Origin of the sequence: Pseudarthrobacter sulfonivorans (assembly GCF_031454915.1) — a bacterium.
Taxonomy (GTDB): Bacteria; Actinomycetota; Actinomycetes; order Actinomycetales; family Micrococcaceae; genus Arthrobacter; species Arthrobacter sulfonivorans_C.
In genome coordinates, this window is sequence record NZ_JAVDRS010000006.1 from 130,152 (window position 1) to 144,558 (window position 14,407).

The following is a 14,407-nucleotide window of genomic DNA, read 5'->3' on the forward strand; positions in this document are numbered from 1 at the left end:
TGGCTCTAATGAAGGAAAGAATTCCGCCGCGCAGGAAGCGGGGCGACCGCCAAGAGTCAGGAAGCCAATGAAGGCCCTCTACAAGTCCGGCGCCCACGCAGGGTTCGAGCTGGTTGACCGCCCCGAGCCCGAAGCCGGTCCCACCGACGTCAAGATCCGGGTCATGACCACCGGCATCTGCGGGACGGACCTGCACATCCAGTCCTGGGACGCCTGGGCCCAGGGAATGATCGAAGCACCGCTGATCGCCGGCCACGAGTTCTATGGCGAGGTGGTGGAGACGGGCGAGGACGTCCGGGACGTCAAGGTGGGGGACCGGGTGTCCGGCGAGGGCCACGTGGTCTGCGGAATTTGCCGCAACTGCCGTGCCGGCCGGCGCCAGATGTGCATCCACACGGTCAGCGTGGGCGTGCAGCGGGACGGTGCCTTTGCTGAATACGTGGTCATTCCCGAGACCAACGTCTGGGTCCATCACGATCCCTCCATCACCCCGGAGCTCGGCGCGATCTTCGATCCGTTCGGCAACGCCGTGCACACCGCCCTCAGTTTTCCCCTGGTGGGCGAGGACGTCCTCATCACCGGAGCCGGCCCCATCGGCCTGATGGCCATCGCCGTAGCCCGTCATGCCGGGGCACGGAAGATCGCCATCACCGACGTGTCCTGGCCGCGGCTGGACCTGGCCAGGCAGCTTGGCGTGGACCTGGCCATCGACGTCTCCAAGACCCGTGTCCGTAACGCGCAGCGTGAACTGGGGATGCGCGAAGGCTTCGATATCGGCATGGAAATGTCCGGCCACCCCACCGCCCTGCCTGAAATGATCGACAACATGAACCACGGCGGCCGCATCGCCATGCTCGGCCTGCCCAGCCAGGACATCACCATCGACTGGGGCAAAGTGGTCACGCACATGCTGACCCTCAAAGGCATCTATGGCCGGGAAATGTATGAGACCTGGTATGCCATGAGCGCCATGCTCTCCTCCAACCCGGTGTTGCACGCCGGTATCTCGGCTGTGGTGACGGACAGGCTCCCCGCCAGAGACTGGGAAAAAGGCTTTGATATCGCACGCGCCGGCGTTGGCGGAAAAGTTGTCCTCGACTGGACCGAACTCTAAGGAGCACCATGTATACCTCCATCAAAGACCAGCTGCAGGCCGAGCTGGACGAAATCCGCACGGCCGGGCTCTTCAAGACCGAACGCAGCATCAACTCCCCGCAGTCCAGCCACGTGACGGCAGGCCAGATTGGCCAGCCGGGCGCCACGGTCCTGAACTTCTGTGCCAACAATTACCTGGGCCTGGCAGATCACCCGGACATCATCGCCGCCGCCAAGGAGGCCATGGACACCCGTGGCTTCGGCATGGCCAGTGTCCGCTTCATCTGCGGGACCCAGGACCTGCACCTGGAACTGGAAGCCCGGGTCTCCAGGTTCCTCGGGACCGAGGACACCATCCTGTTCTCCAGCTGCTTTGACGCCAACGGCGGCGTCTTCGAATCCCTCTTCGGGCCTGAGGACGCCATCATCTCCGACGCCCTGAACCACGCCTCCATCATCGACGGAATCCGGCTCTGCAAGGCCCAGCGGTTCCGCTACGCCAACCAGGACATGGCAGACCTCGAGGCCAAGCTTGTGGAGGCATCGACACAGGACAAGCCCGCCCGGCGCAAGATCATCGTCACAGACGGCGTGTTCTCCATGGACGGCTACCTGGCGCCCCTTGAAGCCATCTGCGACCTCGCCGAGAAGCACGACGCCCTGGTGATGGTGGACGATTCCCACGCCGTAGGGTTCATGGGTGCCACCGGGGCCGGCACGCCCGAACATGCCGGGGTGTCGCACCGCGTGGACATCTACACCGGAACGTTTGGCAAGGCGCTCGGCGGCGCGTCCGGCGGCTACGTGTCCGGCCGCACTGAAGTGGTGGCCATGCTCCGCCAGAAGGCACGCCCCTACCTGTTCTCCAACTCCCTCGCACCCGCCATCGTCGCCGCCACCATCAAAGCCCTGGACCTGGTGGAGAATTCCGGCGAGCTGCGGACCAGGCTGTTTGAGAATGCCGGGCTTTTCCGCCGCAGGATGACCGAAGAAGGCTTCGATCTCCTCGACGGCGAACACGCGATTGTCCCGGTAATGTTCGGCGATGCCGTAATGGCAGCCAAGGTGGCGGACCAGATGCTCCAGCACGGCGTTTTTGTCACCGCGTTCAGCTTCCCGGTGGTCCCGCGTGGTGCTGCCCGGATCCGTGTTCAGCTTTCGGCGTCGCATTCAGCGGACGACGTCGAAGCCTGCGTGGGTGCCTTCGTCGCCAGCCGTGCCGCAGTAGCAGGCTGAACCCCGGCAGCGCGTCAACCGGTAATGGTTAGATGGAGCCATGGCATCACATTATGACGTCCTGATCGTCGGCGGGGGCATCGCGGGCCTGTCCCTGGCGTCCGCGCTCGCAGGCCGGTGCAGCGTTGCGCTGGTGGAGGCGGAGCAGGAGCTGGCGTACCATACGTCCTCCCGCTCGGCCCGGAACCTGATTCCCAGCTACGGGCCGCCCATTGTCCAGGACCTGACAATCCGGACGCTGGAACTCATGGCGGCCCGGGATGCGGAACTGCCCGCACCGGTCCTGTCGCCGCGCAGTTTTATGCTCATCGGCACGGAGGACGCCGTCCGTGCTGAGGCAAGTGGCCACATGAAGTCCATTACTCACGCCGAGGCGCTGGACCTGTGCCCTGCCCTGGTGCCGGAATCGTTTACCGCCGCAGGCCTGGACACAGGGTCCTTCGGCTGCGACGCCCCGCTGTTGCTCGCCGACCACCGGGCACGGGCGGAAGCCGCCGGTGCGGACATCATCACGGGCGCCCGGGTCCACTCTGCCCAGCGGCTCGGCTCCGGTTGGGAGATCGGCGCCGGGCAGGAGGCGTTCCAGGCGGCCGTTATGGTGAATGCAGCGGGCGCGTGGGCCGATGAACTCGCCGTCATCAGCGGCGTGGAGAAGCTCGGGCTGCAGCCGTACCGGCGCACCGCGGCGATTGTCGACGTCGAACATTCCCTTCCTGAGTACAGCCCCATGGTGGCGGCAGCAGACGACTCGTTCTACTTCCGCAGGGAGGGCGCCGGGGTGCTGATCTCGCCGTCGGAGACGGTCCCGAGCGGTCCCGAAGATGCGCGGCCGCGGCCGGGCGATATCGAGCGCCTGATCGGGATACTCAACCAGGTGACCACCCTTGGGATCCGAGGCGTCCGGAGCGCATGGACGGGGCTCCGGACCGAGGCGGCCGACGGAGTCCCGGTGGCAGGGTTCGATGCTGAGGCCCCCGGGTTCTACTGGCTTGCCGGACAGGGCGGCTACGGCTTCCAGACCTCGGCCGCCATGGCCGAACTGGCCGCTGCCCAGATCCTTGCAGGGCAGGGCCCGGGAGCAAGTACTGATGCAAGCGTCCGTCCGGAATCCCGGACAGCGGAGGCGTTGGCCGCCACACGCTGGTCCATCCGGCGCTGAAGAATGGTTGTATGAGTACCCTAATAACCAACATCGCCGAGCTGATGACCCAGGACTTGGAGCACCGGGTCCTGAAAAACGCCGCCGTAGTGGTCGAGGGTGAGCGGATCGCCTGGCTCGGCTCCGCGGCGGATGCGCCTGCAGCCGACGACGCCGTAGACGCCGGTGGCCGGGCGGTGCTTCCTGGCTGGGTGGATTCCCACACGCACCTGGTCTTCGCCGGGGACCGGACCGCGGAGTTCGAGGCGCGGATGGCGGGGGAGTCCTACTCGGCCGGCGGCATCGCCGTGACGGTGGACGCCACCCGGCGCACCTCGGACTACGACCTCACCAAACTGGCCATGGCCCGCGTGTCCGAGGCCGTCTCCCAGGGCACCACCTACCTCGAAACCAAAACCGGGTACGGCCTGGATGTGGAGCACGAGGCGCGCAGCGCCAGGATCGCCTCCACGGTGGCCGATGAAGTGACCTACCTTGGCGCGCATCTGGTCCCTGCCGGCTCCGATGCGGACGCCTACACAGACCTCGTCTGCGGCCCGATGCTGGACGCCGTCCGGCCCTACGTCCGCTGGGCAGATGTGTTCTGCGAGGAAGGAGCCTTCACCGCTGAACAGTCCCGCAGGGTCCTGGAAGCCTGCCGGGCTGCCGGCCTGGGGATCCGGGTCCACGGCAACCAGCTCGGCGCTGGCCCCGGCGTTCAGCTGGCGGTGGAGCTGGGTGCGGCGAGTGTGGACCATGCAAACTATCTGTCGGCCGGCGATGTCGCGGCGCTCGCGGACAGCTGGTCCGGTTGGAAGCCGGGGTCCGGTACCGGCGTCCGGGGGACCGTGGCCACCTGCCTTCCGGCATGCGATCTGTCCACCAGGCAGCCGCTGGCTCCGGGGCGGGAACTGCTGGATGCCGGCGTGCAGGTGGCGCTGGCATCCAACGCCAACCCGGGCACGTCCTACACGAGCTCCATGGCGTTCTGCGTGGCTACTGCGGTGCTGCAGATGCGCCTCAGTGTCCACGAAGCCGTGCGTGCCGCCACGTACGGCGGCGCGCTCGCGCTGCACCGGGAAGCAGGGAAGGACGCCGACGGCGAACGTGCGGTGGGATCCCTCGCCGTCGGGCACCGCGCGGATCTGCAGATGCTGAACGCCCCGTCTGCCACGCATCTCGCCTACCGTCCGGGCATGCCGCTCACCTACGCGGTGTGGCGGGCAGGCGTCCGGGCCCGGTAGCGGCGCGCCATCAGCGTCGGACAGCCCAAAGTGACGTTATCTGATCGATCGTCTCTGTTATGATCATAAAACGTCACATTTTGGTGATTGTTTGACGCTGAGAGGCCCCCATGACCCGCACCGACCGCCTGACGGCCATTCTGGATATCCTCGCAAGAACCGGCCAGGTGGAGGTGGAGGAGATCGTCTCCCAGCTGGGCGTCTCCCCGGCAACGGCGCGGCGGGACCTGGACAGCCTGGCCAACCGGCGGCTGCTGACGCGGACCAGGGGCGGTGCCACTATCGGCGCCCTGGCATATGACCTCCCCGGACGCTACAACCGTGACGACCATGCCGAGGCCAAGGAGCAAATAGCCCAGGCTGCTTCGGCGCTGATCTCGCCGGGCGCCGTGATCGGGCTCTGCGGCGGCACTACCAGCACCGCACTGGCGCAGATCCTGGCAACCCGGGAAGACCTCAACGCCCCGGCGAACCAGCCCACGCTGACCGTGGTGACCAACGCCATCAACATCGCGTCGCAGCTGGCTGTCCGGCCCAACATCAAAGTGATGGTCACCGGCGGCATCCTCAACCCGCGCTCCTATGAACTGGTAGGCCCCTACACTGACATCATCATGCAGAAGGTGGTCCTGGACATCGCCTTCATCGGCGTCAACGGCATCGACCCCGAGGTTGGCCCCACTAATACCGGGGAGGGCGAAGCGTCAGTGAACGCCTTGCTGGCCAGCCGGGCGCGGGTGTCCTATGTGCTGGCCGACTCCTCCAAGGTGGGGGTCCGGGCTTTCGCCACGATGGACGGCTACGCCTTCACGCGGCTCATTACCGATTCCGGTATTTCCGCGGCGGACAAGGCCGCATTCGAAGCCAAGGGCACCGAAGTGATTGTGGCGCCGCACTAGTACACCTCATGAGCAGGGCTAGTAGATCACAGGCGGCGCATCCAGGACGGTTTCGTCCACCCGTCGCTCCACCCACTGGGTGAAGGGAATATCGAGTTCATACTTGTCCAGTTCGGTGCGCACCAGGGTCCGGACCTCGGCGTTGTTCGGGTTGTTGAGGGATTCGAAGTACTCCACCGACCAGTGAAACCAGCGCATGCAGAATAGCCGCATGGTCAGTCCGTGGGTTACCAGCAGCGTGTTCGGGGCGTAGTCCGGTTTGGACCAATGACGGTAGAGCGTTTCCATGAAGGATGAAATCCGGTCGTAGACGTCTGAGCCTGATTCGCCCTCCCGGAACCGGTAGAAGAAATGGCCGTACGCGTTGCGGAGCTCCTTCTGGTCCTCGATCTCGCCGCTGATCTGGAAATTGGCCCAGTCCTGTTCGCGGAGGCGGGGCTCTTCGATCACACGCTCGGTGAGGTCCCCAAGGTTGAGTGCCTCCAAGGTTTGGTAGGCCCGAAGATAGGGTGACACGTAGACGCAGACCTGCCGGCCGTCCAGCTCCCTGCGGATCCGTTCGCCGGCCGCGGTGGCCTGCACAAGCCCCAGGGGAGTCAGTGGAATCCGGTAGTCCGGGATCCTGTTGTAGATGGACGTATCCACATTGGCCGCGGACTGGCCGTGCCGGATCATGATGATTTTCCCTGGCGCGCTCATAAGCCCCAAGCATAAGTCCCCGGTGACCCGGGTGAATTCGGGCTGGCCAGGCAATAACCAGCAAGGAACCAGACACAGCAGGCAAGATGGAACCATGTTGGTTCCCTCCCGCCGTCGTCTGCGCATCGAAGTCTGGATTGTGCTGGGACTGTCCCTCGGCCAGTCCGCCGTGTACTCAGTGGTTCAATTGCTCGACAAGATGTCGCGGGCCCCCTTGGCGGAGGGAACCTCCACACTGAACCAGTCGCGGAGCTCCCGCGAATACTTCGACCTCACCTACCAGTTGCTGGACATTGTCTTTGCCTTGGTGCCTGTGCTGCTGGTCATTTACTTCCTCACGGACCAGCGGCAGTCGGGCGTGGGCACGCACGGCAGTTCGGCCTTCCAAAAGCTCGGGTTCAATTTCGCCAGGCCGGGCCGCGACCTGCTGCAGGGCGTTGGCCTCGCGGCGCTGATAGGGATTCCGTCACTGGGCCTCTACGCCGCAGGCCGGGCCCTGGGGATCACCACTGCCATCATTCCCAGCGCGCTCGATGCCCACTGGTGGACCATCCCTGTCCTGATTCTCTCCGCCGTGCGGCATGCCGTGGTGGAAGAGGTCATTGTGGTGGGCTACCTCCTGGACCGCTTCGGCACGTTCGGCTGGAGCGTGCCGCTGGCAATTGTCACCAGTTCCCTGCTCCGGGGCACCTATCACCTGTACCAGGGCTTAGGGCCGTTTATCGGCAACGTTGTGATGGGGGTGGTGTTCGCCTGGCTGTACACCAGGACGAAGCGGGTGATGCCGTTGGTGATAGCCCACGCACTGCTGGACATCGTGGCCTTTGTGGGCTTCAGCCTTTTTGGCAGGGCTGTGGGCCTGGGCTGATACTGCTGTGCAGACGGGCCGGGCCGAGGCGGCGGGCTGCCGCGGCTGCCTGATGAGTTGAGGCAGCTGCGCTGGCGCTGGCGGAGAACTGGCCGGACCGGGTTAAAGCGATTCGGCCGCCGTCAGCGGGTGGCGTCATTGACACCCGCTGATGGCGGCCGAAGATTGGTCCGGGCGACATTGCCCGGGAGGTCGGAAATAGGTCAGAGCAGGACCGTCAGATGGTGACGGCGCCGGTGGCAGTTTCGAAGGTGACGGACAGGATGCCCGGCGTTCCGTGCGGAGCAACCCAGTCAACAGCAACGTCTTCAAGCGGCTTCTCGACGGGTTCACCCAGCCATTCCGTCACACGGGCGGCCGAACCTGCGATGGTCAGGCAGCTCATCTTGACGTTGCTTTCATAGGCGTTGGACGGGTGGAGGGCGGGGTCGCCTTCCCATTTGAGCATGTACGGAACCTGTGGGTCCGCGATCAGGCCAAGGATGCCGATCTGCTTCCAGATCAGTTCGCGGCCGTCAGGGAACTTGCGGTTGCCGTTGACGGCGGCACGGCCCAAGCGGTCTTCGAATGGGGCGAGGTCGTCCACTTCGACGCACCAGCCCATCCAGCCGCCGCCGGCTTCGGACCGTGCCCGGACAGCCTGCCCGAAGGGAGCCTTGTCCGAGGCGGGGTGGTTCAGTACCTCCACAACTTCCAGGTATTTGTGGCCGGCAAGGGGAATGATCATGTTCCGGGTTCCGAAACGGGGATGCACTCCACCCTTTACGGCTTCGACGCCGAGGGCAGACGAAATACGTTCGGTGGTGGCAACGAGGCCATCTTGTTCACAGGCGTAAGAGACGTGATCCATGCGCATGCCATCATCTTGGCACTTTGTGATCCGCCTCTCAGCTAAGGGCAGCCTTACCCCGTTTTTTGTTTCGGCAGGTCGTTGTCACGCAGGCATGACAAGTCTGAAAACAGCCTGCTGACCTCCTTCGTCACAATCCTGTTTCCGGCCCGGGGCCCTTCCTAGACTGAACGCACATGCGCAGTGCCACGCCTCGTCAAAGGAGCCCTGAATGTCGAACGGATGGTCTTTCGAAACCCGCCAGATCCACGCTGGCCAGGAGCCGGACAGCGCCACAGGCGCCCGTGCCCTCCCGATTTACCAGACGACGTCGTTCGTCTTCCCCAGCGCGGAAAGCGCCGCCAACCGGTTTGCCCTCGCGGAGCTCGCGCCGATCTACACCCGTATCGGCAACCCGACGCAGGATGCGGTGGAGCAGCGCATTGCCAGCCTGGAGGGCGGCTTGGCGGCCCTGCTGCTGAGTTCCGGACAGGCGGCGGAAACCTTTGCCATCCTGAACATTGCCGAGGCCGGGGACCATGTGGTGGCGAGCCCCAGCCTTTATGGCGGAACGTACAATCTCCTGGCGCACACACTGAAGAAGTTTGGCATCTCCGTGACGTTTGTGGCGGACCCGGACAACCTGGACCAGTGGCGCGACGCCGTGCAGCCCAACACCAAGCTCTTCTTTGCCGAGGTGGTCTCCAACCCGCGCCAGGACGTGCTGGACATCGAAGGCGTGTCTCAGGCTGCCCACGATGCCGGTGTGCCGCTGATCGTGGATAACACCCTGTCCACGCCGTACCTGATCCGCCCGCTCGAATGGGGCGCCGACGTTGTGGTCCATTCAGCCACCAAGTACCTGGGTGGGCACGGCTCGGCCATCGCCGGCGTGATTGTGGACTCTGGAAACTTCGACTTCGGCAAGGACCCCGAACGGTTCCCCGGCTTCAACACCCCGGATCCGACGTACAACGGGCTCGTCTATGCCCGGGATCTTGGCGCCGGAGGGGCGCTAGGCGCCAACCTGTCCTACATTCTGAAGGCGCGCGTCCAGTTGCTTCGCGACCTCGGCTCAGCGGTGTCCCCGTTCAACGCCTTCCTGATTGCCCAGGGGCTGGAGACGCTGAGCCTGCGGGTGGAACGGCACGTGTCCAACGCCGTGGAGGTTGCGCGGTGGCTTGAGGCAAGGGACGACGTCGAATCGGTCGCCTACGCCGGCCTGCCGTCCAGCCCGTGGTACGAGCGGGGCCGCAAATACGGCCCCAGGGGCACCGGCGCGGTGGTCGGGTTCAACCTGGCCGGCGGGGCGGAAGCAGGCAAGCGCTTCGTGGACGCCCTGGAGCTCCACTCGCATGTGGCCAACATCGGGGACGTCCGCTCGCTGGTCATCCACCCGGCGTCCACCACGCACAGCCAGCTCTCGGCCGAGCAGCAGGGCATCGCCGGTGTGACGCCGGGGCTGGTCCGCCTGTCGGTGGGCATCGAACATATTGATGACATCATCGCCGATCTCGAAGCCGGGTTTCGGGCGGCCAAGGGTGCCGCCGAGGGCGCTGCCCGGGAGTAATCACGCGAAGTCACACCCAGTCACACGCTTAGCCATACGCCGGGGCTGTTTCGTACACTCGAAGCAGGTCATGAGTGCCAGCGACAGCCCCGGCTTGCTGGCCGGCAACCCTCTTCCGTGGCGGGGTGCCCCGGGTGAGGACCTGGCCTGCCGGTCAATTGACGGCAGGCAAGCGCGTAGAAGAGGTCCTTTCCATGACGATCACCATCTCCCGAACAGCAGCTCCCGGAAACGGCGTGGTCCGCTACGCCAGCATCGGCAGCCTGCAGCTCGAAGCCGGCGGTTACCTGCCCGATGTCACCCTTGCGTACGAAACGTGGGGAACGCTGAACGCGGACGGCTCCAACGCTGTCCTGATCGAGCATGCCCTGACCGGCAGCACCCATGTGACACGCGGCGACAGTGACGAGCCCGGCTGGTGGGAGCAGCTGGCGGGGCCCGGTGCGCCAGTGGACACTGACCGGTTCTTTGTGGTCTCCATCAACATTCTGGGCGGCTGCTACGGCTCCACCGGGCCGTCGGCGGAAGCCCCGGATGGAGCGCCGTGGGGCTCCCGTTTTCCGCTGGTGACGCTGCGCGACACGACGGCGGCTGAGGCGCGGCTGGCTGACCAGCTGGGCGTCCACAGCTGGTTCGCCGTGCTGGGCGGCTCCATGGGCGGCGCGCGCGCCTTGGAGTGGGCGGTCAGCTTCCCGGAACGCGTGCAGCGCTGCGCCGTCATTTCCGTCGGGGCGGCGAGCACGGCCGAACAGATCGCGTTTGCCCAGGCACAAACTCTCGCCATCCGCCAGGACATTAATTTCAACGACGGCGACTACTACGGCGGACCTTTGCCCGAGGACGGCCTCGCACTGGCCAGGCGCATCGCCCACATCACGTACCGCTCGGCGGAGGAACTCGACGGCCGCTTCGGGCGCTCGGCCCAGCTCCCGGAATCGCCGCTTCGGGCTGCAGCGCTGGGGGAGCGCGGCCGCTACCAGGTGGAAAGCTACCTGGATCACCAGGGCAAAAAGCTCGTCAGCCGCTTCGACGCCAACAGTTACATCGCGCTCACCGATGCTTTGATGAGCCACGATGTCAGCCGCGGGCGGGGTTCGCTGGACGAAGCGCTCAGCCGTACCACCGCCAGGTTCTTCGTGGCGGCAGTAGACAGTGACCGCCTCTATTTCCCGTCGCAGTCACGCGAATTGGCCGACGCGCTCCCCGGCGAGGTGGATGTCCACGTCATCGAGGCCCCGATCGGCCACGACGGCTTCCTGACCGAAATCGGCCAGCTCGGCAGCCAGCTGCGGAGCACCTTCCTGATTTAGGCTCTGGACACGGTTCTACGTTCCGGGCGGTTCTTAGCCGTTCATGATCTCGGAGCGGCGCTTCATGTATTCCTCCATGGCCAGCTCACCATTGCTGTACTGCTGGTCCAGTTCGGCGAGCTTCCGGGCGCGGAAACCCTGCGGGGCCGACGGCGGCGGGGGAGTTGCCGGGGCAGCGGGAGCCTTGGGTGCTTCTGCGTGCTGGTCCGGCTGCCCGTACTGCTGCGGCTGCCCGTACGGCGGGAACTGCTGGCCGGGGAATTGCTGCCCGGGGTACTGCTGATCCATGGGCGGAACGGGTTGCATGGGAGGCAGCGGCTGGCTCGGCGGCAGGGGCTGCGGGCTCATGATCTGGCGGAAGCCGCCGTTCATGTAATCCTGCTGCGTGTAGCCGTCGCGGGGCTGCCGGTTCTGCTGTCCGGGGTTTTGGCCGTGTCCGGGGAAACCGTTGCCGGGGAACTGCCCGGGGTAGCCGCCGGGGAACCCCTGGCCCTGGTTCCGTTTGTTGACAGACTTCCGGTACATCCGCATCGCCATCGGTATCAGGAACGACAGAATGATGATCCAGAAAAACAAGCTGTTCACGGTGTAGCGCCTCTCATATGTGTCACTCCAGCTTAAGCCCCGGCCGGCCTAAGTCCCCGGATTCACCCAGACGGCCGGAATTCCCAGGAAGGTCCCGTACCGCTCCACGGCGCATTGCACTGCCCGCTTCACAGCCTCGCCCCTTACCGGGCCCGCGTTCGGCGCATCGAACAGCCGGATCTCCAGCTCGCAGCGGCCGGGGAACAGGGTATGCCGCCAGGAGCCGGCCATCCGCCCGTCCAGCAGCACCACATGCATCGGCGCGCCGGCCAGGGGGAACGTCGGGGCGCTGCCGCCAAAGTAGTGCCGGGTGGCGGAATAGCCCATCACGTATTCGTCGTAGCACTGGATCAGATCGATCCGGGGAGCGGTGTCTGGGCTACTACCACCCCCACCACCCGTACCCGCCGAAAAATAGTGCACGACGCCGTCATTCACCGCGGTCTCCAGTGCCGCCGGTGCGCTTTCCAGGAGCGCCACGCCGCGACGGACCTCGGTCATGGTGAGTCCGGACCAGTCGGCGCAGTCCTTGACGGTGGCCGGACCCCGGCTGGTGAAGTAGCGCCGGGCCAGCTCGCCGAGGGCCTGTTCCCGGGTCATCGGCTCAGCCGGACCTGCCGGGACGCGCTCATCAAAGCGGGCATAGGTCTGCTTGAGGGCGCCGCCGGGGCTCCGCACGGGCGAACCGCTGGTCAGGACCCGGCTGATTTCGGCATGCATGATCACGTAGGCAAGTTCCAGTCCGGAGGCTGCGAACCCGGCGGCCTGCAGCTGCTCTGCCAATTGGTCGCGCGTGAGGTGGACTCCGCCGGCAACGGCGTTGGCCAGCACTTGCCCGCTCAGGTCGGCCCTGGCTGCGTCGATCCCGGTGCGCCGGTAGGTGCCGGCGTTGAACCGCTGAAGCCGCGGCGCAGACAACTCCATCAGCCAGCGAAGGTCGTCCCGGTGCACAAAGTGCCATGTGGGCCTCAGGATGTGCGTGCGCAGGATGCGACCGTCGGATACCGCCTGCTCCACCTCCGCTGCGGTGGCGGTGACTGGATCGGAGACGGGATCGGTGGCGGCGTCTGCTGCAGTGGACGCCGGCGGAAGAAGCACATGGCGAGGTGAGTCCCGGCGGGTGCGCTGGGCCAGGCTCCACCGGGCGTACGGGAATTCCTGGGCCTGGATGGCGAGGAGGTGGCGGACGGCGTCCTCAGGGGACCGCACCCCGGGCCCGCGCAGCAACTGGGCGGTCAGCCTGCGTGGTACTGCTTCATCAACATTCACCGTCCGGCCGGCTAGCGGCGCGCGTCAGCGGTACCCAGCGGACCTTCGCCGGAACCCAAGGGGACGCCCGGACCGAACACCGGGCCCGGCGTCGGGCGTTTTGCCGTGATGCCGTCGCCTGAGGAGCGGTTGCGGAGCCGGCGCACCACCCACGGGACAAAGTGCGTGCGGGCCCACACCAGATCCCCGGTGCGGGCCTCGCGCCAGGTGCGCTGCGGCACGGGCTTGGGCAGCAGCGGCTCCAGGGTGTGGTTCACATTGAGCGAATCGAGCACCATGGCAGCAATGGTGTGGTGGCCCAGCGGCGAAAAGTGGAGGCGGTCCTCGTCCCACATCTGCGGGTCATTCAGCTGTTTGAGCGACCACATGTCGGCGATGATGGCGTCGTGGCGTGCCGCAACGGTGCGGAGGTTCTCGTTGTAGATGGCCACCTTGCTGCGGATCCGGCCAAGGACGGAGGAACCCGTGTCCGGACCGTTGAACAGCACCACCGTGGCGCCGCCCATTGCCAGGATCTGGACCACCGAATCGAGTTTTTCAGCGAGGGCATCGGGGTCGCCGCCGGGCCTGATGAGGTCGTTACCGCCGGCCGAGAGTGTTACGAGATCCGGCTTGAGCGCCAGGCACGGGGCGAGCTGCTGGTCCACGATCTGCTGCAGGAGCCGCCCGCGGACGGCCAGGTTGGCATAGGCAAAATCGTCCTGGCCGCGGCCCAGCTCCTCGGCCACGCGGTCCGCCCAGCCACGGTAGCCGCCGGGGCTCGAAGGTTCCGGGTCCCCGATGCCTTCCGTAAACGAATCTCCCATGGCTACATAGCGGCTCCACGGGTGGGATTCCGCGGCCGTGTCCGGGTTCTGCAGGGCTTTCGAGTCAGTCACGGTCCTATCCTGCCTGTTCGTTCGTAAGCTACGCCACCGTAGGTAGTTACCGGCGGGTAACTGTAAGAATGGGAACCATGACTGACGCCCAAGTATTTCCCGCCCCTGTTGTTATGTGGTCCCGCCCCGAGGACCAGCGCTCCGGACGGCCGCTGCTGGTGCTGCTCCACGGCTATGGCGCCAACGAACAGGACCTGCTGAGCCTGGCGGATATGCTGCCCGAAGAATTTGTTGTTGCCTCGCTCAGGGCGCCGCTGCCCACCGGGCCGGGGTTTATGTGGTTCCCGCTGACCGCGTCGGTCGAGTACTCCCTCGACGCCGTGAAAGAAGCCGCCGGTTACGTGCAGGAGTGGATCGACTCCGTCAAGGCCGGCCACCCGTCGGTGACGCTGCTCGGCTTCTCCATGGGAATGGCCATGGCCACCACGCTGCTCCGGTACCGGCCCGCAGACTACGCCGCCGTCGTCGGGCTTTCCGGTTTTGTGATCAACGCCGACGGCGATCCCGCCTTCCGGGACAAGGAACTGGACGGATCGGTGCCGCTGTTCTGGGGCCGCGACCAGCAGGACCCGGTGATCACGCCGGACAAGATCGAATACACCATGGACTGGGTCCGCAAGCACGTCCACCTCACCAAGGTGCTCTACACGGGCATGTGGCACGGCATCAACCAGCAGGAGATCGGTCACGTCTCCGAGTTCCTGACCCACGAGGTGCTGAACAAGTAAGGAACGTACGACGGCGGCCGGCGGCTAACTGCCGCTGGCCGCGTTTGTGGTGCCGTCCG

Annotated in this window: 14 protein-coding genes and 1 riboswitch; of the genes, 9 read left to right on the plus strand and 5 right to left on the minus strand. The window is 65.7% G+C overall.

What is annotated here, in order from left to right:
- Positions 1 to 67: 67 nt before the first annotated feature.
- The 5 genes from tdh (at position 68) to J2808_RS14490 (ending at position 5,612) form a co-directional block, all read left to right on the plus strand.
- Positions 68 to 1,114, plus strand: coding sequence for an L-threonine 3-dehydrogenase (tdh, locus tag J2808_RS14470; RefSeq protein WP_309817879.1), 1,047 nt, complete (start codon positions 68 to 70; stop codon positions 1,112 to 1,114).
- Positions 1,115 to 1,122: 8 nt separating this feature from the next.
- Positions 1,123 to 2,331, plus strand: a complete 1,209-nt coding sequence (locus J2808_RS14475) for a glycine C-acetyltransferase (protein ID WP_309817881.1) — start codon at positions 1,123 to 1,125, stop codon at positions 2,329 to 2,331.
- Between the two features lie 40 nt (positions 2,332 to 2,371).
- Positions 2,372 to 3,490, plus strand: a complete 1,119-nt coding sequence (locus J2808_RS14480) for an NAD(P)/FAD-dependent oxidoreductase (RefSeq protein WP_309817885.1) — start codon at positions 2,372 to 2,374, stop codon at positions 3,488 to 3,490.
- 11 nt (positions 3,491 to 3,501) lie between these two features.
- Complete coding sequence (gene hutI, locus J2808_RS14485; protein WP_309817887.1) at positions 3,502 to 4,713, plus strand: imidazolonepropionase; 1,212 nt, start codon at positions 3,502 to 3,504, stop codon at positions 4,711 to 4,713.
- Positions 4,714 to 4,823: 110 nt separating this feature from the next.
- Entirely contained in the window at positions 4,824 to 5,612 is a 789-nt protein-coding gene (locus tag J2808_RS14490) for a DeoR/GlpR family DNA-binding transcription regulator (RefSeq protein WP_309817889.1), read from the plus strand.
- 18 nt (positions 5,613 to 5,630) lie between these two features.
- Here the strand turns inward: J2808_RS14490 and J2808_RS14495 are convergent, their stop codons facing one another.
- Positions 5,631 to 6,311 carry a histidine phosphatase family protein gene (locus tag J2808_RS14495; RefSeq protein WP_309817892.1) on the minus strand — a complete coding sequence of 227 codons (681 nt, stop codon included), beginning with the start codon at positions 6,309 to 6,311 and terminating at the stop codon, positions 5,631 to 5,633.
- 94 nt (positions 6,312 to 6,405) lie between these two features.
- Between J2808_RS14495 and J2808_RS14500 the strand changes: the two genes are divergently transcribed.
- A complete protein-coding gene (locus tag J2808_RS14500) occupies positions 6,406 to 7,179 on the plus strand; it encodes a CPBP family intramembrane glutamic endopeptidase (RefSeq protein ID WP_309817897.1) in 774 nt (257 codons plus the stop codon).
- Between the two features lie 217 nt (positions 7,180 to 7,396).
- Here the strand turns inward: J2808_RS14500 and J2808_RS14505 are convergent, their stop codons facing one another.
- Positions 7,397 to 8,035 (minus strand): VOC family protein, encoded by a 639-nt coding sequence (locus J2808_RS14505; protein WP_309817899.1) that lies wholly within the window; start codon positions 8,033 to 8,035, stop codon positions 7,397 to 7,399.
- Positions 8,036 to 8,240: 205 nt separating this feature from the next.
- Here J2808_RS14505 and J2808_RS14510 point away from each other — a divergent pair, with 205 nt between their 5' ends.
- Both J2808_RS14510 and metX read left to right on the plus strand, forming a co-directional pair.
- Positions 8,241 to 9,578, plus strand: coding sequence for a bifunctional o-acetylhomoserine/o-acetylserine sulfhydrylase (locus J2808_RS14510; RefSeq protein WP_309817902.1), 1,338 nt, complete (start codon positions 8,241 to 8,243; stop codon positions 9,576 to 9,578).
- A gap of 66 nt (positions 9,579 to 9,644) precedes the next feature.
- Positions 9,645 to 9,759: riboswitch (SAM riboswitch) on the plus strand.
- Between the two features lie 13 nt (positions 9,760 to 9,772).
- Positions 9,773 to 10,888, plus strand: a complete 1,116-nt coding sequence (metX, locus tag J2808_RS14515; RefSeq protein WP_309817904.1) for a homoserine O-acetyltransferase MetX — start codon at positions 9,773 to 9,775, stop codon at positions 10,886 to 10,888.
- A 33-nt stretch (positions 10,889 to 10,921) separates the two neighbouring features.
- Here the strand turns inward: metX and J2808_RS14520 are convergent, their stop codons facing one another.
- From J2808_RS14520 to J2808_RS14530, 3 genes are read right to left on the minus strand one after another with little or no spacing between them, the layout of a single operon-like run.
- Entirely contained in the window at positions 10,922 to 11,473 is a 552-nt protein-coding gene (locus J2808_RS14520; RefSeq protein ID WP_309817906.1) for a hypothetical protein, read from the minus strand.
- A gap of 48 nt (positions 11,474 to 11,521) precedes the next feature.
- Positions 11,522 to 12,742, minus strand: coding sequence for a winged helix DNA-binding domain-containing protein (locus J2808_RS14525; protein ID WP_309817909.1), 1,221 nt, complete (start codon positions 12,740 to 12,742; stop codon positions 11,522 to 11,524).
- Positions 12,743 to 12,753: 11 nt separating this feature from the next.
- Positions 12,754 to 13,548: an SGNH/GDSL hydrolase family protein gene (locus tag J2808_RS14530; RefSeq protein ID WP_397428068.1), complete on the minus strand. Its 795-nt coding sequence runs from the start codon at positions 13,546 to 13,548 to the stop codon at positions 12,754 to 12,756.
- A gap of 149 nt (positions 13,549 to 13,697) precedes the next feature.
- Here J2808_RS14530 and J2808_RS14535 point away from each other — a divergent pair, with 149 nt between their 5' ends.
- A complete protein-coding gene (locus tag J2808_RS14535; RefSeq protein WP_309817915.1) occupies positions 13,698 to 14,348 on the plus strand; it encodes an alpha/beta hydrolase in 651 nt (216 codons plus the stop codon).
- Positions 14,349 to 14,407: the final 59 nt, after the last annotated feature.